We start from the raw sequence: 18,556 nt of genomic DNA on the forward strand, positions 1-18,556 counted from the left end.
CTTTAGTGTGGCCGGTATGCAACGTACTCGCCGCACTCGTTCTGTCGCTGCCGTCGCCGCTTTAGCGCTCGGGCTGGGCATTGTGAACCCGCTATCAGAGTCCGCCGACGCGCAGTCCCTCCCGGGGCTGGTCTCCGGTGTCGACGTCGCAGGCCACCAGCGCCCCGGCGGGGCTGCCATCGACTGGCACTCCGTGGGCACCATCGGCGGACAAGACTTCGCGTTTGTGAAGGCCTCCGAGGGCGAAGGCTGGAAAAACGAGTTCTACGACGAAGACGCCAAAGCAGCGGCCGACGCCGGCCTCAAAGTGGGCGCCTACCACTACGCCCGCCCGGCGGAGGACCCGGTTGCGCAGGCCCGCTATTTCGCCTCCGTGGTCAATGCAGGCCCGGCGACCCAGTTGCCCCCGGTGCTGGACCTCGAGGTGGACGAGGGCCTCGGCCCGGTGCAGCTGGCCGCCTGGACGCAGACGTTCCTCTCTGAGCTGGAGGTGCGCACCGGCAAGCGGCCGATGCTCTACACGTACCGCTACTTCTGGTACGAGCGGATGGACAACACCAACGCGTTCACCTCCTACCCGCTGTGGCTGGCGGCGTACCAGAACCAACCACCGGCCCCGGTCGGCGGCTGGGACAAGCTGAGTTTCTGGCAGCGTGCTGAGACGGGCCGCGTGGTGGGGATCAACACTCCCGTGGACATGAACATCTTCAACGGCAGCGAAGCGCAGTTGGATCAGTTTGCGGCCGGAGACTTGCGCGCCGGCGGCGGTGTGCTCGAATCGTTCCAGGCCCAGGATTCCGGTCAGCTCGAGGTGCTGGAGCAGGACAACACCGCACTCGTCGTGGCCATCCTCGCGCTCGCCGCAGGTGGCCTTGGCGCGCAGCAGTTTATCGACGCCGCACGTCTCGCCGGCTTCGACCCCACCGACGCCGACAACATCGCGGGCCTCGTCCGCGCGCTGTCGAACCAGGGCGAGCTACCCGTCGAGGACCTGCGGAAGATGATGGTCGGCGGATACCAGATCGGCGACCTGCTCATCCTGCTCGACAACGCAGCGAAACAAGCAAACCAGAGCTAGTCGTGGCGCGGTGTCGTGGCCAAGCGGCGGCACCAGTCCTCGCCCTTGAACTGCGCCGGCACCGCGCCTTTGAGCAAGTTGCGGGTGAGCTGGCCGTTTGCCTCGAGCGGGTGGCCCGCGCCGATAAGCACGATGTTGCCGTAACGGCGGCCCTTCAGCATCGGCGGGTCCGCGATCGCCGCGACGTGCGGGAAGACCTCCAACATTCCCGCGAGCTCTTCCTTCGCCTCCTTTAGGTCCGCGTGCGAGCCGCAGTTGGCAACGTAGAACCCGCCCTCGCTTAGCGACGCCCACGCGGCCCGGTAAAACTCCACCGTGGTGAGGTTGCGTGGGGTAGTGGCCGATGAGAACACGTCCCGGATGATCACGTCGCGGGTCGCCGGTTTGAACGCGTCGGTGACCTCGCGGGCGTCGCCGACGCGGATCTTCACGGTGGGCGACCGTGGGACGTCGAAACGCTCGCGCGCGAGGACGGCGAGCTCGGAATCAATCTCCACCACCGTGTTGCGGGAGCCGGGCCACGCCGCCGCGACATAGCGCGCGAGCGTGCAGGCGCCGCCGCCGAGGTGGGTCACGCGCGACTTCGCCCGGTGTGGTTCCGGGTAGGCGGAGTCGAGGAAATCTGCCATCCAGCGCATGTACTCGAAATCCAGCCGGGTTGGCTCGCCCGGCACGATGTGGGAGCTGGGCACGCCATTGACAAGCAGCACCATGGACCCGTCCGGTTCGTGGAGCACTTCGGCGACACCGGTGTCGATCTCGTAAAACTCGCTTTTTGCGCCCATGCGGGCATCTCCCTAGGACTTCACCAGCCGCGCGATTGCGGCGGACGCCTCTTCGATCTTGGCGTCGGCTTCCTGCCCGTCGCTGATCGCATCGGCAACACAGTGCTTCAAGTGGTCGTCCAGCAAACCCAGTGCCACGCCCTTCAGCGCCGCGTTGACCGCACTGATCTGGGTGAGGATGTCAATACAGTAGGCGTTTTCGTCGATCATGCGGTGAATACCGCGGGTCTGCCCCTCGATACGTTTGAGCCGAGCGAGGTAACGGTCTTTCTCGCTGATGTAGCCGTGGTTGGCCGAGTTCCCGGAAGCGGGGGTGGGGGTGTTCATCATTGGTCTCCTGGATGGTGTGGACGGTGTCGGGTCACTTGGACCGGTTAAGCATCCGGTCGGTGCTGCTCTGTGGGGTGAGGTCGAGGCGGCGGAGCAGCTGCGCATTGAGGGCGACGACGACGGTCGAGGCCGACATCAGGATTGCGCCGACGCTCATCGGCATCACGAACCCGATTGGGGCGAGGATACCGGCAGCGAGCGGAACTGACAGCAGGTTGTAGCCGGCCGCCCACCACAGGTTCTGCTTCATCTTCCGGTAGGTCGCACGGGAGAGCTCGATGACTGAAAGCACCGATCGCGGGTCGGAGCTTGCCAGGACGACGCCCGCCGAGCCGATCGCCACGTCTGTGCCGGCACCGATCGCGATGCCGACATCGGCCTGGGCCAGCGCGGGGGCGTCGTTGACGCCATCGCCGACCATTGCGACCTTGTGGCCCTCGCCTTGCAGTTCCTTGACTTTCGCGGCCTTGTGCTCGGGACGAACACCCGCGAAGACCCGGTCAATGCCCAGGTCTTTGGCTACGGTGTCCGCGACGGCCTGCGCATCGCCGGTGATCATGACGACCTGGGCGCCCGCAGAGTGCAGTGCGTCGACGGCGTCGCGGGACTCGGGACGGATCTCGTCGGCAAGCCGCAGCGCTCCGATCACTTCGCCGTCGGCGAGGACGTGGAGAATGATCGCGCCCTCCCTGCGCCACTCGTCGGCGACCGGGAGCTCCCCGGCGGAATGCTTCTCAAGCAGGTAGGGGCCACCGACCTCGATTACCTCACCGCCAACAGTTGCCTTCACGCCCACTGCTGGGGACGAAGAAAAGTCGATTGCCTGCGGGACGGCTACGCTACGGGCCTGAGCAGCCCCGGTGATGGCGCGTGCGAGCGGGTGCTCGCTGTCTGCCTCGGCGGCCGCCGCTAGCGCAAGCACGTCTTCTTTATCACGCCCACCGGCGGGGTCGATCGCGGTGACGGTGGGCTCACCTTTGGTGAGGGTGCCGGTCTTGTCGAATAGTACTGCGTCGACGGTGCGCATGGATTCGAGTGCGAGCCGATCCTTGATCAGCACCCCGCCGCGGGCGGCGCGCTCGGTCGCGATGGAGACAACCAACGGGATTGCGAGGCCTAGGGCATGAGGGCAGGCGATGACGAGCACCGTGATGGTGCGCACCACGGCGTCGTTTGGCACGCCGACAACGGTCCAGACCACGGCGGTCAGAATGGCGGCGCCGAGGGTGAACCAGAACAACCACGCGGCGGCCTTGTCTGCGAGGCGCTGCGCCCGCGATGACGATTCTTGCGCATCGGTGACGAGCTTTTGAATGCCGGCCAACGCAGTGTCGCCACCCGTGGCTGTGACCTTGATGCGCAGGCCCGAGTCCGTCGCGATGGTGCCAGCGACCACGTGCTCGCCTTCACCGCGGCGCACCGTTTTCGACTCACCGGTGACCATCGACTCGTCCATGCTGGCGCTGCCGTCGACGATTGTGCCGTCGGCAGGTACGGACGCGCCGGGCCGCACGATCACGACATCGCCGACCTCAAGATCCGCCGGGGTGACCTTCACCACTTCGTCGCCGTCGATCTTCTCGGCCTCGTCGGGCAGAAGTGCGGCGAGCGAATCCAGGGCCGAGGTGGTCTGGGCGAGGGAGCGCATCTCGATCCAGTGCCCCAGCAGCATGATGACCACCAGCAGCGCCAGTTCCCACCAGAAATTCAGCCCGTGGTCCAGCAAGTTCAGGCTCGCACCCCAAGAAGAGACGAAGGCGACCGTGATCGCGAGCGCGATCAGCAGCATCATGCCGGGTTTGCGGGAGCGGATCTCGGAGACAGCACCCGTCAAGAACGGGCGACCTCCCCAGAAGTAAATGACCGTGCCCAAAAGCGGCGAGATCCACCGGGCCCATTCCGCGTCAGGCAGCTGGTAGCCGATGAGGTGGGCAAACGTGCTGTTGAACCCGACGACCGGGATCGCGAGAACCAGCATGATCCAGAAGAGCCTGCGGAACTGGGCAACGTGGTCTCCGTGGCCTGCGTGACCCGCGTGGTCATGGCCCGCGTGGCCATGGCCTCCATGTTCTCCGTGGCCCGCGTGCTCTGTGTGGTGGCGGCCGGCATGGCCTTCGAGGTTGCTGTGTTCGTGATGGCTGGCGTGCGCACCGGGTCGGGTGCCGGAGTGGGCGTGTCCGTCGCTCATGGTTCTGTCCTCTCGTTGCGGTTCATCGTTGTGGTCGGTTCGGCCGTGCCGGGGGGCCTAGCACGACGGCCGTCTCCCACGTTAGTACCCCAGGGGGGTATGTGTCTAGGGTGTGTCCCGATCCGAACGACCTGACGTTTCACCTTTCGCACTCACGGGACTACACTCCCGCCACATGCGAGTATTGGCGGCCATGAGCGGGGGAGTCGACTCCTCTGTCGCTGCTGCGCGCCTGGTGGAGGCGGGCCACGACGTCGTCGGTGTGCACCTTGCGCTCAGCAAGGACGCGCAGCAGACGCGCGAGTCCGCACGCGGGTGCTGCTCCCTGGAAGACTCCGCCGACGCGCGCCGAGTGTGCGACCACCTGGGCATCCCGTTCTACGTGTGGGACTTCTCTGACCGCTTCAGAGAAGAGGTCATCGACAACTTCGTGTGGTCCTACGAACACGGCGAGACCCCCAACCCGTGCCTGCGCTGCAACGAGAAGATCAAGTTCGCTGCGCTGCTGGACCGTGCGGTCACCCTGGGCTTCGACGCTATCGCCACCGGGCATTACGCGATTATCGACGCCGAAGGTAACCTCCGCCGCTCCACCGACCCGAAGAAAGACCAGTCCTACGTCTTGGGCGTGCTCACGCGCGACGAGTTGGACCGCTGTCTCTTCCCGGTCGGCGACACCGAGAAACCGCAGATTCGGGAGGAGGCGGCCCGCCACGGGTTCGCCACCGCGTCCAAGCCGGATTCCTACGACATCTGCTTCATCCCGGACGGCAATACGCAGGCGTTTCTGGGCCGTTCAATCGGCATGCGTCCCGGCATGATCAAGGACACCGACGGGCGTGAACTGAAGGAGCACGACGGCGCCTTCCAGTACACGATCGGCCAGCGCAAAGGCCTGAACATCCGTGTGCCCGCCGAGGACGGCAAGCCGCGCTACGTCACTGACGTGGACACCGCCACCGGCACGGTCACGGTGGGGCCGCGCGAGGCGCTGAAGGTCCACGAGATCACCGCTGACCGTCTCAAGGTGCTGCACTCGGCCATGGACGGGCAGTTCGAGGCAAACGTGCAGATCCGCGCCCACGGTGGAGTGGTGCCTTGCACAGCGCGCATCGAGGGCGGCCAGATGACGCTGACGCTGCACGAGCCACTCGAGGGTGTGGCCCGCGGCCAGGCCGCGGTTCTCTACTTGCCCGATCCTGACGGCCTCGGCGACATCGTGCTCGGCTCTGGCACCATCTGCGCCACGGCGTAGCATCCAGCCCGTGACTGTCCTTCCCCCAACCGCGTTCGGCCTCGGGCCGCTGCCCGGCACGAACTTTTCGCCGGCCGCGGACGTGGTGTTGTCCGAGTCGCCCCTGCCGCATATTCCGCAGCTGCCAGACCGCGGCGTGGGCTCCGACCTGATCGGCCGTACCGCCGCGCTGCTTCCGATCCCAGTCGCGCGCGGCCCTCGTGGCTGGCGGGTGGCTGCGCGCGCGAGCAGGGACGCGGACCGGATGGAGCGCGACCTCGACCACCTCGAGGAACTCTGGCACAGCAAGGTGGACACCGTGAAGGTGCAGCTGGCGGGTCCGTTCACGCTCGCCGCCGAGATCGAGATGGCCAACGGCCACCGCATGATCACCGACCCCGGCGCGCTGCGCGATCTCACGGACGCGCTGCTCGAGGTGAGTGAGGGGCACCGGAGGGACGTCGAGAAGCGGTTTGGCGCGAGCGTGCTGCAGTTGGACGAGCCGAGACTGCCCGAGGTCGTGGCCGGTACGCTGAAAGGCGCCACCGACTTTGAGACCATCCGGGCGATCCCGGAGCCGGAGGAGACGCTCGCGCGCTTCGGCGAGCACCTGCTGCATACGCCGATGCTTCTCGACGTCCCATGGTTGACCACCGACCCGCGCCGGGCCGACAATGACGCGCTCGCACGGCTGCTGGATGGCGGCGCGCGCATCGCGATCCCGGCAATGCAGCCGCGGGAGCTGTACAACGTGTTCGACGAGCTGCAGATCGACCCAGCTGCGACCACCGTCGACGTGTACGCACAGTCCGCCGCCACGCTGGTGGGCGCAGCGGCGAACTACCGTGCTGCCCGCGAGATGGCCGAAGAGCTGGGTTCTGCGCGCTAACCCAGCATCGGCCAGCCGGGCAGCACGTTCGAGGCGTCCCGGCCCTGGGACTCGAAGTAGCGTTTCCGGTCCTCCTGCAGCCTGTAGTACTCCACGGCCTGGTACTCCATGAGCTCGCCGCCGTCCATCTCCGCGAGCTCCGGGTAGTGTTTGCGCACCTGCATCCACGCCACGCGCGCGGCCGCGAAGGCGTCGGCGGTCGCCTCGTGCGCGTTGTCTAGGCGCACGCCGTAGTGCTCGCACATCGACGTCAGGTTCCGTTGGCCCTTGCGGTAGCGGTCCTTGGCACGGTCGATGAGCAGGGGATCGAATACCGGGCCGGTGACCGTGAAGTCGCCGGTGAGATGGCGCAACACCGTCAGGTCGTAGGGGGCGTTGAAGACCACCAGGGTCAGGCCGTCCTCCCAGCCCTGCTTGATCGCCTCCACGGTCTCGCGCACCACCTCGTCGTGGTCGCGTCCCTCCGCGCGGGCCTTCTCCGTGGTGATGCCGTGCACCTTCGCGGCCTCCTCTGGGATCTCCACCCCGGGGTCGGCGAGGGTCTCGGTGGCGTCGACCGCGGAGCCGTCGATACGCACGAGCGCAGAGGTGACCACGCGGGCCTCGCGCGGGTTGGCGGACGTGGTCTCCAAGTCGAAGGAGAGCATGCGGGAGGCATCGAATGTGGCCATGCCGGACATTGTAATGAGCACTCCGACACGCACCCGCCGGGCGCTAAACGCGGCGCTAAACTCGGTGCGCGTGAGTGAAATTTCCGCTGATCTGCACCGCGAATGGGACGAGCTGGCCGAGGAGGTCCGTCGCCACCGGGACCTCTACTACAACGGTCAGCCGGTCATCACCGACGGCGAGTTCGACGAGTTGTTCCGCCGCCTCCAGCGCATGGAGGAGGAACACCCAGAGCTCGCCGTGCCGGATTCGCCGACGAAGGAGGTCGGCGCCCCGGCCGCCGACGACGCGTTTGCGGACGTGCGCCACCCCGAGCGCATGATGAGCCTGGATAACGTCTTCAACGAAGACGAAATGCGCGAGTGGCTGTCCAAAGCCCCGGGCCCGTATTTGACCGAGCTGAAAATCGACGGGCTTTCCATCGACCTCATCTACGAAAACGGCGAGCTCACCCGCGCGGCCACGCGTGGCGACGGCACCACGGGCGAGGACATCACGGCAAATGCCCGGGTGATTGAAGACATCCCGCACCGGCTCACCGGCGACGCGCCGGCATTTCTGGAGGTCCGCGGCGAGGTGTTCATCCGGCCCGAGGATTTCCCCGAGCTCAACGAGCTGCGCCAAAAGGAAGGCGGCAAGCCCTTCGCCAATCCGCGCAACACGGCGGCCGGGGGCCTGCGGCAGAAGAACCCCGAAGACGTGAAAAAGCGCAAACTGCGCATGATCTGCCACGGCATCGGCGCACGAGAGGGCTTCACGCCGCAAACACAGCACGAGGCGTACGAGAAGCTCGCCGAGTGGGGCTTGCCGGTGAGCGAGTACACGCGCCGGGCGGAGACGGCCGACGAGGTCATCGAGGCGGTTAACTACTGGGGGGAGCACCGCAACGATGCGATCCACGAGATGGACGGCCTGGTGGTCAAGGTCGACTCGGTGGCGCAGCAGCGCGCCCTGGGTGCTACATCGCGCGCCCCGCGCTGGGCGATCGCGTACAAGTACCCGCCGCAGGAGGTGACGACAAAGCTCAACGACATTGCCGTCTCCGTCGGGCGAACGGGCCGCGCCACGCCGTTCGCGGTGTTGGAGCCGGTGTTCGTCTCCGGCTCAACGGTGTCCATGGCCACCCTGCACAACCAGCACGAGGTCAAACGCAAAGGTGTGATGATCGGCGACACCGTTGTGGTGCGCAAGGCCGGCGAGATCATCCCGGAGGTGCTCGGCCCGGTCGCCGATCTGCGTGACGGCACCGAGCGCGAGTTCGTCTACCCCGAGCACTGCCCCGTGTGCGGCACGAAGCTCGCCCCCGCGAAGGAGGGCGACGCCGACTGGCGCTGTCCCAACACCCGGTCGTGCCCCGCGCAGCTCTCGGCGCGCCTGGAATACATCGCCTCGCGCGGCGCCTTCGACATCGAGGCGCTGGGGGAGAAGGGCGCGGCCGACCTCATCGCCTCCGGCGTACTAGAGGACGAGGCGTGCCTGTTCGACCTCACCGAGGACGACCTGAAAAAGTCCAGCGCCTACACCCGCAAGGACGGCCAGGTCAATGCCGCCGGCAAGAAACTTTTGGCCAACCTGGACACCGCGAAGGACGCCGAGCTGTGGCGGGTCATCGTGGCACTGTCCATCCGCCACGTCGGCCCCACAGCGGCCCGCGCGCTGGCCTCGCGTTTCCACTCCATGCAGGCGCTTATCGACGCCCCAACGGCCGACCTCGCCGAAACCGGCGGCGTGGGCCAAGTGATTGCGGAGAGCTTTAAGGATTGGTTCACGGTGGAGTGGCACCAAAACATCGTGGAGAGCTGGGCTGCGGCGGGCGTGACGATGGAGTCGGATGAGGAAGACCTCGCCCCGCAGACCCTGGAGGGGCTCACCGTGGTGGTTACCGGCAGCTTGGAAGGCTTTACCCGCGACGAGGTGAAGGAAGCGATTCTGTCACGCGGCGGCAAAGCGGCCGGCTCGGTGTCGAAGAAAACCGATTACGTCGTGGTCGGCGAAAACGCGGGCTCCAAGGCGGCGAAGGCGGAGGAGTTAGGACGGCCGATCCTCACCGAGGCGCAGTTTGTGCGGTTGCTCGAGGGTGGCCCAGACGCGCTCGCATAAACCGAGCGGCGCTCAGCCCCACCAGGACCGCCGCCCACACGGCGATGGCCCACCACAGCCAGATAGGGAACTGGCCGTTCCAGTTCACGCCAAATGAGAGCATCCACACCACAGCTGCGGAGATGACCGCATTAACCACGGCGTAGGTGGGGCTTTTAGCACTCCGCACGGTGCTGAAAGTCACGGATCCAAGCAGTAGCGCAATTATGACAAGTGGGATCATCGTGTCTCCTTCATAAGGTCGACGCCCAGGCGATCTACCCATGCGTCAGTGTCGCCTGCGACAAACGTGGCTCGGCTGTCATCATCACGCTCGGGATCCCACACCAGCATGGTCCGGAATCCGCCCGTACCACCGTTGTGGAAAGTGATTTCCTGGCCGTCCTCGTCGAGATCGCCCCATCCATAGTTAGGCACACCATGCGAGGACACCCACTCCACGTATTTCGCCATGTCAGCTGCCGTGGAGCGGATTGCGCCCGCTGGTGCCCAGCCGTCCATGTCCCACGGCCCGGCGTGGTGCCCGTTGGCCGACAACCCGGTAGGGGCACCGTCGATGGTGCCCGGCAGCGCCACATACGTCGAGGTCATGCCAGCGGGCTCGAAAATGCGGGTGCGCAGCAGTTCGTCGTACGGAACGCCAGCGTGTCTGGCCAGTAGTTGGCCGAGCAGCGCGTGGCCGTAGTTCGAGTACTGCCTCTCGCCGCGGTTTTTCAGTTCGGCAGCGCCGGCGGCGTCAATGATGTCCTGCGGTGTATCGCGGCGGTACGGGTTGCCGCCGTCGCGGAGAATGGCCTTGAACGATTCTTTAAAGCTGAGGCTTTCTGTGGTGGCCAGACCGGAGGTGTGGTTGAGCAGCTCTTCCAAGGTCACATCGGAGATGGGGGCGGAGGGGACGTCGATTAGCTCCTGCACCTGGGTGTCTAGGCTGAGCTCTCCTTCTTCGACGAACTGGCGGACCAGCTCCGCGTTGAAGGTTTTGGTGATCGAGCCGATTTCGAACTCGGTGTGCTCGTCCGCGCCGAGACCGCCGAAGCGTGTCTCGCCGCCGTCGTAGGAAAACGCGGCGAGGTTGTGGTGGCCGCTCTCCGCGAGATGCTCGAGGGCGGAGGAAATTTCGGGATCGCCGGTGTGCTCGGTGGCCACGGAAATGTCCCGGGGACCGGTTGAGAGTAACGCCGCAGCGGTGACAATGGCGGCGACGCCCCCAACAGCGATGTCTGTGGCGCGCATTAGTGATCCTCCCCGGCGATGACCATAGCCATGAGGGGGACAATGCGGGCAGGGGGAATCTTGAAAACCCCGTCCTGCTTGTGCACCCAGCCGGCGGCTTGCAGCTCCTTCAGGTGGTGGTAGGCCGTGCCTGTGGAAGAGACCAAGTCCGACTCCACAAGCTCCGTCACGGACGCGGGCGTTGCCAGCAGGTGGCGCAGGATCGCGCCGCGTACCGGGTGCGCGAGTGCGGCGATGCGGGCAATCGCGGCATCCCACGGCTGGTCCGTAATCCATGCTGTCGGGCGAGCCCACGCGAATGTGTACGTGCCGGTCGGCAGCGTGATGTCGCCGGCGAAAGACACCGTCCCATCGTGGTTGCTGTCGGCGTGAAACTCGGGTGAGTGAGGGAGTGATGCTTGTTCGAGCGCGTCAATGCGCGCTTCTATGGCGGTTAAGCGTGCTTCAAGCGGTTGCATGCTTCTAGTATTTCAAAATTCTAGAAACTATGCAGTGCGTTCGCGCGCTAGCGCAGCATCGCGCCGACGATGCAGCCGAGGTCGCCGATCTCGCGCACCTCGGACGCCAGGAAATCCGGCCCGCCCACGCGGCCGACCACCAGCACCATGTCGGTGCCGTGCAGGGGAGTGATCGTCAGCGCGGTGCCGAGCTGGAACCACGGCTCGGGCGCCCAGCCGTCGAAGTCGGGCTGGAGGATTCGCGCGGCGTCGATAGGCGGCATCTGCGGGCGGGTGCCGTCGTCCTCCGGCGCGGCGGGAGAGGCCGCGGCGCGCGAAAGCTCGCCGTCGGAGTTGCGCAACACCACAGCCCACGACGAGGTCACCGCGCCAGGCATGACGCGAACCAGCTCGTCAAGCGTGTCGTTCAGCTTGCCGGTGCGCTGTGCAATCCGCGCGAGCATCTCAATCTGCCCGCGGCGATCCACGCGGCCGGTGAACGGGCGGATGGAATCCACCTCCGCGCCGTCGACCGCTGCGACGGCGGTAATAAGGGTGTCCACCATCACGCCGGTGGGCAGGGTGACCACGATGTCGTCGGTCACGGTGCCGTCGGTAGACGTCTCCACGATATCCACGGAATTGATATCGGCGTCGACCATGCCGAAGGCCTCGGCGAGCTGGCCCAGGCTTCCGGGAACGTCCGGGAGGGAAACGCGGATGAGGTACGACATGGCCCTATTTATAGCAACCGGGGGTGGCCGGGCGGTGTCACGGCGTGACGTAAGATGAGGCGCGTTCGACGCAACCCACGTGATGTGGAAGGGATGGGACTGTGGCTGAGATTTCACGCGACGAGGTGTCGCGCATCGCACGCCTGGCGCGTATCGCGCTGAAGGACGAGGAGCTGGACGACATCGCCAAGCAGCTGGAAACCATCGTGGATGCGGTGTCGAAGGTGCAGGGCGTCGACACCGAGGGTGTGACGCCGATGAGCCACCCGCACTCTATAGACGCCGGCATGCGCGAAGACGTTGAGAAGAAAACGCTGACGCAGGCTGAGGCGCTGGACCAGGCCCCGGCGGTGGAGGACGACCGGTTCGTGGTTCCGCAGATTCTCGGAGAGGGAGACTAAAGAGCAATGACGCAGTACACGATTCCGGCCGAAGGTCTCGTCGCTAAGCCGGCGCACGAGCTCGCGGCCATGATCCAGTCCGGCGAGGTCACCTCCCGCGAGGTCACGCAGGCGTTCCTTGACCGCATCGCCGAGGTGGACGGCGAGCTCGGCGCGTTTCTGCACGTCGGCGCGGACGAAGCGCTCGCTGCCGCGGACAAGGTCGACCAGCAGGTGAAAAACGGCGAGCAGCCGGCCTCCGCGCTGGCCGGTGTGCCCTTGGCCCTCAAGGACTTGCTGGTCACCACCGACGCGCCGACCACGGCGGCGTCGAAGCTGCTTGAGGGCTACATGAGCCCGTACGACGCCACCGTGGTGGCCAAGCTGCGCGCCGCCGGCATCCCGATTCTGGGCAAGACCAACCTGGACGAGTTTGCGATGGGCTCTTCCACCGAGAACTCCGCGTACAAGCCGACGAAGAACCCGCACGACCTCGAGCGCGTGCCGGGCGGCTCTGGCGGCGGCACCGCGGCGGCCCTGGCTGCTGGCGAGGCCCCGCTCGGCATCGGCACCGACACCGGCGGCTCCATCCGCCAGCCGGCGTCGCTGACCGGCACGGTGGGCGTGAAGCCGACCTACGGCGGGGTGTCCCGCTACGGCGTGATCGCGTGTGCGTCGTCGCTGGACCAGGTGGGCCCGTGCGCGAACACCGTGCTGGACACCGCGCTGCTGCACGAGATCATCGGCGGCCACGACGAGTTCGACGCCACCTCCGTGAACCGCGAGGTGCCGGCGCTTGCCGACGCCGCACGCGAGGGCGCCTCCGGCGACCTGCAGGGTGTGAAGATCGGCCGCGTCAAGCAGTTCGACCGCCCCGGCACGCAAGAGGGTGTTACGGAGGCGATTAACGCGGCCTTCGCCCAGCTGGAGCGCCAGGGCGCTAAGATCGTCGAGGTGGATTGCCCCAGTTTCCACGACGTCATGGAGGCGTACTACATCATCCAGACGTCCGAGGTGAGCTCCAACCTGGCACGCTTCGACGGGATGCGCTACGGCCAGCGCGCGGGCGACGACGGCACCCGCTCGGCCGAGGAGGTCATGGCCGCCACCCGCGGCGAGGGCTTCGGCGCGGAGGTCAAGCGCCGCATTATCCTGGGCACCTACGCGCTGTCCGTGGGCTACTACGACGCGTACTACCTGCAGGCGCAGCGCGTGCGCACCTTGATTGCGCAGGACTTCGCAGCGGCTTTTGAGCGCTGCGACGTCATCGCCGCCCCTGTGGCGCCGACGACCGCCTTCAGGCTGGGCGAAAAGGTCAACGACCCGTTGGCGATGTACAACTCCGACCTGTTCACCCTGCCGCTGAACTTGGCCGGCCTTCCCGGCATGTCGGTTCCGGCAGGCAAGGCGTCGGACACGGGCCTGCCGGTTGGTCTGCAGCTGATCGCCCCGGCGTTCGAGGACGCGCGCTTGTACCGCGTGGGTGCCGCGTTTGAAGCCGGCCGTTAGCCCCTGGAATACCCTCGCAGCGCTGGCTGCGGGGTATTTTCTTGTCCTGATCGACCAGGGCTTCATGCCCGTGATCACGCCGCTGTTGCCTTTCGACGTCGGCTCCGCAGTGTGGCTGACCAGTATCTACCTGCTGTGCACGGTGGCTCCGATGCCGGCTACCGGCAAGCTTGGCGACGCCTTCGGTCAACGCCGCGTCTTCCTCATCGGTTTGGCCATCTATGTGGTTGCCCTCGTGTTGGCTGGTGCCTCCTGGTCGTTCGGCTCGCTCGTGGTTGCCCGCGGGCTGCAGGGTCTCGGCGCCGCGGTATTCTTGCCGCAGGCGTTTGGGCTGATTCCGCGCGTGTTCGCGGAGGACAAACAGGGTCGCGCGTTCGCCGCTTGGGGTGTGATCGGCTCTGTGGCATCCCTGATCGGGCCCGTGGTTGGCGGGGCAGTGGCAGAAACCGCTGGCTGGCGCGCAGCGTTTTTCGCCCAAGCTGGGCTCGGCGCGGTCGCGCTCGTCGCCGGTTTGGTCGCGCTGCCGCGGCTGCCCCGCAGCGGCGAACGAGTGACCCTGCTGCCCGTCCTGCTCTCCTTCGGCGGGCTTGGTCTGCTGGTCTACGGCATCCAGTTCGGGCAGTGGCCCTCCATGATCTTCGGCGTGTTGCTGATCGGGGCGCTGGTGCTCTCCGCCCGCAGGGGCACCGACGACGGGTTCCTACCCGTGGAGCTGATGCTCGACCGCTCCTTCGCACTCGGCGCCCTGGGGGTTGCAGCAATGGGCTTCACCGTGGCGTCGATGTTCATCCCGCTGATGTACTGGCTGCAAACCGTCGCCGGCGCCTCGCCCACCGCCTCAGGCGCGATCACCGCGCCCATGTCCGTGCTCGCGCTCGTGCTCACCCCGGTTGCCGGGTACCTGACCGACAGGCGCGACCCGGGCAAGCTCTGCGCCGCGGGCTTTACCGTCTCCGCTGCCGGGCTCGCGCTCGCCATCGCGTTGATCCACACCGGGGCGGGCGTGTGGTGGTTTACCGCCGTGACCTCGCTGCTGGGCATCGGCGGCGCGTTCGTGTGGGCGCCCAACGCTGCGGTGACGATGCGCGGCATCCCCGAGCACGAAACCGGTGCGGCCTCCGGGCTGTACAACACCGCCCGCCAGGTCGGCTCGGTGCTCGGAGTGGCCTTGGTGGGTATGGTGCTCGCCTCAGGGACCATCGAGTCCACTGCCGGTTGGGCGATCGCGCTGCCCTTGGCTGCGATGCTGATCGGAGCGGCGTCGTCGCTTCGTCTTCGGGGGTAGCCTGGCAGGTATGCGACTTGCCACCTTGACCTCCGGCGGCGACTGCCCCGGCCTCAACGCCGTCATCCGCGGCATCGTCCGCACCGCGAACAACGAGTACGGCTCCACAGTTGTCGGGTACCGCGACGGCTGGGTGGGGTTGATGGAGGACAGGCGCGTCGATCTCTACGACGACGCCTACATGGACTCCCTTCTGCTGCGCGGCGGCACCGTGCTGGGCACCGGCCGCCTGCACCCAGACAAGTTCAAAGCTGGCATCGACACTATCAAGGCCAACCTCGCGGACGCGGAGGTCGATGCCCTCATCGCGATCGGCGGCGAGGGCACCCTCAAAGGCGTGAAGTGGCTCTCCGACAACGGGATACCCGTGGTGGGCGTGCCCAAGACCATCGATAACGACGTTGCCGCCACCGACTACACCTTCGGCTTCGACACCGCGGTATCCGTGGCTACCGACGCCATCGACCGCCTACACACCACGGCGGAATCCCACAACCGCATCCTCATCGTGGAAGTGATGGGTCGCCATGTGGGGTGGATCGCGCTGCACGCGGGCATGGCCGGCGGCGCGCACTACACCGTGATCCCCGAAGAACCCTTCGACATCGCCGATATCTGCAAAGCGATGGAGCGCCGTTTCCAGATGGGGGAGAAGTACGGCATCATCGTCGTCGCAGAAGGCGCGGTGCCAAAAGAGGGCACGATGGACGCGGGCCTGGGCGAAAAAGACGAGTTCGGCCACACAACGTTCAACGGCATGGGACAGATCATCGGCGACGAGGTGAAGAAGCGCCTAGGCTACGACGTGCGCACCACCGTACTCGGCCACACTCAGCGCGGCGGCACGCCCACCGCTTATGACCGGGTCTTGGCCACCCGCTATGGCGTCCACGCCGCCCGAGCCGCCCACAGCGGCAATTTCGGCAGCTGCGTGGCGCTGCATGGCGAGGACATCGAGCTGGTTGCGCTGGAAGACGCTGTGGCCGAACTCAAGACTGTTCCCGAGCACCGGTACGTCACCGCGAAGGCAATGTTCACCTAGGCGTCTTCGTTCCCAGCAGAACCTGCCAGTGGCCGACGGCCAATTTTGCGGCTGCGCACGTAGAACCAGATACCACCTGCGAACACAAAGATCGATGTGGCGAAGAAACCAATAATCGGCGCGACGTCGCCCGGCAGCTCAGTCCCGGTGTTGAACACCGCGTGGGCTGCGTACCCGAACAGGTACCACCCAACCAGCTGACCGACGCGCCAGCGCATGGGCTTGTCGGTGCGGCACAGGAAATTGCCCAGACCCCAGGCGGTTAGTCCCGTGTAGAAGGCGTGCGCCCACGGGGCGGGAAGGCAGCGGATGCCGGCAGCTACCAGTGAGCCGTCGAGGTCGGAATTGAGGTTTTCCAGCGCTCCCTTCAAGATGTACGTCGCGTTCTCGACCGCGGAGAATCCGAATCCCACAGCAATCGCGACAGTAACGGCCTCGACAGGACGCTGGATGCGCATCACCATGGTGCACAACACAAACACGGCGGTGAACTTCAGTAGCTCCTCCGCGGTAGGGGAGATGAGGCCGAACTGCAGGTTGCTCAACCCAAGCCGGCCCTGCAGCGACACCGCGGCGTCGTTTGCGTTGACGGCTGGTGCATACAGCGCGGCGCCACAGAAAAACGCTGCGGCCACCCATCCCGGCATGGCATGAGCCATCTGTCCCGGATGGTTGCGCAGCGCAAGCCAGGCGATGAGCAGCCAGAGGCCTGCGTGCACAACGCTCACACCTGCGGTAGTGGAATTGAAGGGCAGGCCAGCGAGGTACGCTGCGGACCATGCCGCGCTCGTGAGAAAGAGAATGGCCGCGATTATTCGCAGCGTGAGAGCCGGTCGCTGTGTCATTTGGCACCCACTTCCATCTCTTCCGGAGCTGCGTCGACTACGCGGTCAGCCAGTTCATCCGCGTCAGGGCCGCCGATGGTGAAGTACCGGGTAGAAGCGTCGTCGAGCACGGATACAGCAACGAAGGCGCCGTCTCCTGAGGCGCCGTTGCGTTTCACCCGCACGCCGTCGCGCGGTTGCTCGATGCCGTCCAGATCAACCGAGCGGTCCAAGACCGCGGCGCGGTAGACGCGGGCAAGTGCCCTATCTTCGTCGTCAGGAGTGGACTCGGAGCGGGCCATGATGCGGGTCCCGCCGCAGTCCCAGATTCTCGAGCTCTGCGCGAACCCCGACGGGTTGTTGCACACGAGCGGGCCATCCCCGTCCGCGACGGAAACACTGCCCATTTCGACCGGATTTTCAGGAGCGGCCGATTCTTCCGACGACGCGGGCTGACTGAGTATGCGCGGAGCCACGAGCAGCGCGGCCACAAGGACACAAAGGATTGTCCCGAGCACCACTGGCGCCCGGGAGACGGTGGAATTTCTCATAACGGCGCATACGGTACAACGGGTCTGGCGACGCTGCAGGGGACGGATACAGTCGGATGTATGCACGACCGTATTCCCGATCCTTGCCGGCTCCTCATCGTCGGCATCAACCCAGGCCGCCTCACCGAGGAGGTGGACGCGCCCTTCGCTTACCCAGGCAACCGCTTTTGGCCCGCGCTTGAGGCCGCGGGGATAACCCCGTATCGAGTGCACGCTCACCAGGGTCTTTCCGACCAGGATGCCGCCATGCTCGCGGAGCTCGGCATCGGGTTTACCAACCTGGTGAACCGGATGACGCCGCGCGCGTCCGAGCTCACCCGCGAAGAAATGGTGCAAGGAGGGCAGGTTGTGCGGGACGTCGTCGCTAAGCACAAGCCCAAGGCCGTGATGTTCGCAGGTATCGGCGCGTACCGCGATGCTTACCGACGACCAAAGGCTACCCGCGGCCTCCAGCCCGAGACCCTTGCCGGGGTGCCGGTGTGGGTGGTGGGTAACCCGAGCGGTCTCAACGCGCACGAGTCAGTGGCATCCCTGGCGGAAAGCTACCGCGAGGTGTGGGAGGCGACCGCGCCGCTTTGAGGGCCGATGGCGCGATCGCCGTGCGCCGTTCCCGGGCGCCGACACGCTACCGGCAGGGCGATGATCACCTAGGTTTACAGCTGGGGCGCTCTCATACCCCGTGGTTCACTATTTTCGGAGGCACCATTGAATTTCTGCGACAACCCCACCTTGAACAATGAGTGGGTCACTCTCGAGCCGCTTGGCCTGCAGCACGCGGAAGCCCTCGCCGCCTGCGTCGGGGATCTGTCGAGTTTGTGGTACCAGGACCACATTCCGACACCGGGGGGAGTGCCCGAGTACATCGAGGCGTATCTCGCTGATCAGCGTCGCGGGGTGCGCGCGCCGTGGGCGATTGTCAGCCCGGAAGGATCGGCGATCGGCGTGACGACGTTCCTCCACCCGGATCCGACCAATCGCAACATCGAGATCGGATCGACCTGGATCGCCAAACACGCCCAGGGCGGAAAGTTCAACAAGGCGGCAAAGCTGCTCCTGCTTCAGCGCGCGTTCGAGGACCTCGGCTGCCTGCGCGTAGAGATCCGCACGCACTACATGAACCGCCAGTCGCGTGCGGCTATCGAAGGACTTGGCGCGAAACTCGATGGAGTGTTACGCCGCCACAAGATTCTCGCCAGCGGCCTCGTGCGCGACACATGCGTCTACTCCATCCTGGACATTGAATGGCCGGAGGTAAAGACCTCGCTCGAGGCCCGCCTGAACAGGTGAT

Annotated in this window: 19 protein-coding genes; 10 read left to right on the plus strand and 9 right to left on the minus strand. The window is 66.1% G+C overall.

The features are described from left to right. Window positions 1-16 precede the first annotated feature (16 nt). Window positions 17-1,078, plus strand: coding sequence for a glycoside hydrolase family 25 protein (locus HF989_RS01665; RefSeq protein WP_168683614.1), 1,062 nt, complete (start codon window positions 17-19; stop codon window positions 1,076-1,078). Here HF989_RS01665 and HF989_RS01670 read toward each other — a convergent pair. Genes HF989_RS01670 through HF989_RS01680 form a run of 3 tightly spaced genes read right to left on the minus strand, consistent with a single transcriptional unit; the run spans window position 1,075 to window position 4,381 of the window. Then, window positions 1,075-1,863, minus strand: coding sequence for a spermidine synthase (locus HF989_RS01670; RefSeq protein WP_168683615.1), 789 nt, complete (start codon window positions 1,861-1,863; stop codon window positions 1,075-1,077). The genes HF989_RS01665 and HF989_RS01670 overlap by 4 nt on opposite strands. A 12-nt stretch (window positions 1,864-1,875) precedes the next feature. Next, on the minus strand, window positions 1,876-2,190 hold the full coding sequence (locus tag HF989_RS01675; protein ID WP_070423030.1) for a metal-sensitive transcriptional regulator: 315 nt from the start codon (window positions 2,188-2,190) through the stop codon (window positions 1,876-1,878). Between the two features lie 34 nt (window positions 2,191-2,224). Then, window positions 2,225-4,381, minus strand: coding sequence for a heavy metal translocating P-type ATPase (locus tag HF989_RS01680; RefSeq protein WP_168683616.1), 2,157 nt, complete (start codon window positions 4,379-4,381; stop codon window positions 2,225-2,227). A 175-nt stretch (window positions 4,382-4,556) separates the two neighbouring features. On the opposite strand from HF989_RS01680, the gene mnmA reads away from it, so the two are divergent. Then, window positions 4,557-5,636 carry a tRNA 2-thiouridine(34) synthase MnmA gene (gene mnmA / locus HF989_RS01685; RefSeq protein ID WP_168683617.1) on the plus strand — a complete coding sequence of 360 codons (1,080 nt, stop codon included), beginning with the start codon at window positions 4,557-4,559 and terminating at the stop codon, window positions 5,634-5,636. A 10-nt stretch (window positions 5,637-5,646) separates the two neighbouring features. Further along, a complete protein-coding gene (locus tag HF989_RS01690; protein ID WP_168683618.1) occupies window positions 5,647-6,504 on the plus strand; it encodes a uroporphyrinogen decarboxylase/cobalamine-independent methonine synthase family protein in 858 nt (285 codons plus the stop codon). Here the strand turns inward: HF989_RS01690 and HF989_RS01695 are convergent. After that, complete coding sequence (locus HF989_RS01695) at window positions 6,501-7,175, minus strand: 3'-5' exonuclease (protein ID WP_168683619.1); 675 nt, start codon at window positions 7,173-7,175, stop codon at window positions 6,501-6,503. The genes HF989_RS01690 and HF989_RS01695 overlap by 4 nt on opposite strands. Window positions 7,176-7,245: 70 nt before the next feature. Here HF989_RS01695 and ligA point away from each other — a divergent pair, with 70 nt between their 5' ends. Then, window positions 7,246-9,273 carry an NAD-dependent DNA ligase LigA gene (gene ligA, locus HF989_RS01700; RefSeq protein WP_168683620.1) on the plus strand — a complete coding sequence of 676 codons (2,028 nt, stop codon included), beginning with the start codon at window positions 7,246-7,248 and terminating at the stop codon, window positions 9,271-9,273. A 219-nt stretch (window positions 9,274-9,492) separates the two neighbouring features. On the opposite strand, the gene HF989_RS01705 is transcribed toward ligA, so the two are convergent. From HF989_RS01705 to HF989_RS01715, 3 genes are all read right to left on the minus strand, one after another. After that, window positions 9,493-10,506 carry a serine hydrolase domain-containing protein gene (locus HF989_RS01705; protein WP_168683621.1) on the minus strand — a complete coding sequence of 338 codons (1,014 nt, stop codon included), beginning with the start codon at window positions 10,504-10,506 and terminating at the stop codon, window positions 9,493-9,495. Next, the gene (locus tag HF989_RS01710; RefSeq protein WP_343033510.1) at window positions 10,506-10,850 is read right to left on the minus strand and encodes an ArsR/SmtB family transcription factor; all 345 of its coding nucleotides are present in this window, start codon (window positions 10,848-10,850) and stop codon (window positions 10,506-10,508) included. Before HF989_RS01710 ends, HF989_RS01705 begins: the two co-directional genes overlap by 1 nt. A gap of 161 nt (window positions 10,851-11,011) precedes the next feature. Beyond that, window positions 11,012-11,677 (minus strand): ACT domain-containing protein, encoded by a 666-nt coding sequence (locus HF989_RS01715; protein ID WP_168683623.1) that lies wholly within the window; start codon window positions 11,675-11,677, stop codon window positions 11,012-11,014. 101 nt (window positions 11,678-11,778) lie between these two features. Between HF989_RS01715 and gatC the strand changes: the two genes are divergently transcribed. From gatC to HF989_RS01735, 4 genes are read left to right on the plus strand one after another with little or no spacing between them, the layout of a single operon-like run. Further along, a complete protein-coding gene (gene gatC / locus HF989_RS01720) occupies window positions 11,779-12,078 on the plus strand; it encodes an Asp-tRNA(Asn)/Glu-tRNA(Gln) amidotransferase subunit GatC (protein ID WP_038611172.1) in 300 nt (99 codons plus the stop codon). A 6-nt stretch (window positions 12,079-12,084) separates the two neighbouring features. After that, window positions 12,085-13,566: an Asp-tRNA(Asn)/Glu-tRNA(Gln) amidotransferase subunit GatA gene (gatA, locus tag HF989_RS01725; protein WP_168683624.1), complete on the plus strand. Its 1,482-nt coding sequence runs from the start codon at window positions 12,085-12,087 to the stop codon at window positions 13,564-13,566. Then, entirely contained in the window at window positions 13,550-14,851 is a 1,302-nt protein-coding gene (locus HF989_RS01730; RefSeq protein ID WP_168683625.1) for an MFS transporter, read from the plus strand. The genes gatA and HF989_RS01730 overlap by 17 nt, the downstream gene beginning before the upstream one ends. A gap of 10 nt (window positions 14,852-14,861) precedes the next feature. Continuing rightward, window positions 14,862-15,893 (plus strand): 6-phosphofructokinase, encoded by a 1,032-nt coding sequence (locus tag HF989_RS01735; RefSeq protein WP_168683626.1) that lies wholly within the window; start codon window positions 14,862-14,864, stop codon window positions 15,891-15,893. Here HF989_RS01735 and HF989_RS01740 read toward each other — a convergent pair. Both HF989_RS01740 and HF989_RS01745 read right to left on the minus strand, forming a co-directional pair. Further along, window positions 15,890-16,738 (minus strand): PrsW family glutamic-type intramembrane protease, encoded by an 849-nt coding sequence (locus HF989_RS01740; protein ID WP_168683627.1) that lies wholly within the window; start codon window positions 16,736-16,738, stop codon window positions 15,890-15,892. The genes HF989_RS01735 and HF989_RS01740 overlap by 4 nt on opposite strands. After that, on the minus strand, window positions 16,735-17,268 hold the full coding sequence (locus tag HF989_RS01745) for a hypothetical protein (protein ID WP_168683628.1): 534 nt from the start codon (window positions 17,266-17,268) through the stop codon (window positions 16,735-16,737). The genes HF989_RS01740 and HF989_RS01745 overlap by 4 nt, the downstream gene beginning before the upstream one ends. A 60-nt stretch (window positions 17,269-17,328) precedes the next feature. On the opposite strand from HF989_RS01745, the gene HF989_RS01750 reads away from it, so the two are divergent. Beyond that, window positions 17,329-17,847, plus strand: a complete 519-nt coding sequence (locus HF989_RS01750; RefSeq protein WP_168683629.1) for a mismatch-specific DNA-glycosylase — start codon at window positions 17,329-17,331, stop codon at window positions 17,845-17,847. 126 nt (window positions 17,848-17,973) lie between these two features. Then, entirely contained in the window at window positions 17,974-18,555 is a 582-nt protein-coding gene (locus tag HF989_RS01755) for a GNAT family N-acetyltransferase (RefSeq protein WP_168683630.1), read from the plus strand. Window position 18,556 lies beyond the last annotated feature (1 nt).

The organism is Corynebacterium mucifaciens (assembly GCF_012396315.1).
Taxonomy (GTDB): domain Bacteria; phylum Actinomycetota; class Actinomycetes; order Mycobacteriales; family Mycobacteriaceae; genus Corynebacterium; species Corynebacterium mucifaciens.

Excerpts from the sequence above, each read along its gene's own strand:
- HF989_RS01740 (WP_168683627.1), bottom strand. The coding sequence starts at position 16,738 with ATGACACAGCGACCGGCTCTCACGCTGCGAATAATCGCGGCCATTCTC.
- HF989_RS01670 (WP_168683615.1), bottom strand. The coding sequence starts at position 1,863 with ATGGGCGCAAAAAGCGAGTTTTACGAGATCGACACCGGTGTCGCCGAA.
- HF989_RS01695 (WP_168683619.1), bottom strand. The coding sequence starts at position 7,175 with ATGGCCACATTCGATGCCTCCCGCATGCTCTCCTTCGACTTGGAGACC.
- HF989_RS01665 (WP_168683614.1), top strand. The coding sequence starts at position 17 with ATGCAACGTACTCGCCGCACTCGTTCTGTCGCTGCCGTCGCCGCTTTA.
- HF989_RS01750 (WP_168683629.1), top strand. The coding sequence starts at position 17,329 with ATGCACGACCGTATTCCCGATCCTTGCCGGCTCCTCATCGTCGGCATC.
- gatA (WP_168683624.1), top strand. The coding sequence starts at position 12,085 with ATGACGCAGTACACGATTCCGGCCGAAGGTCTCGTCGCTAAGCCGGCG.
- HF989_RS01715 (WP_168683623.1), bottom strand. The coding sequence starts at position 11,677 with ATGTCGTACCTCATCCGCGTTTCCCTCCCGGACGTTCCCGGAAGCCTG.
- HF989_RS01680 (WP_168683616.1), bottom strand. The coding sequence starts at position 4,381 with ATGAGCGACGGACACGCCCACTCCGGCACCCGACCCGGTGCGCACGCC.
- HF989_RS01745 (WP_168683628.1), bottom strand. The coding sequence starts at position 17,268 with ATGAGAAATTCCACCGTCTCCCGGGCGCCAGTGGTGCTCGGGACAATC.
- HF989_RS01735 (WP_168683626.1), top strand. The coding sequence starts at position 14,862 with ATGCGACTTGCCACCTTGACCTCCGGCGGCGACTGCCCCGGCCTCAAC.
- HF989_RS01675 (WP_070423030.1), bottom strand. The coding sequence starts at position 2,190 with ATGAACACCCCCACCCCCGCTTCCGGGAACTCGGCCAACCACGGCTAC.
- HF989_RS01705 (WP_168683621.1), bottom strand. The coding sequence starts at position 10,506 with ATGCGCGCCACAGACATCGCTGTTGGGGGCGTCGCCGCCATTGTCACC.
- mnmA (WP_168683617.1), top strand. The coding sequence starts at position 4,557 with ATGCGAGTATTGGCGGCCATGAGCGGGGGAGTCGACTCCTCTGTCGCT.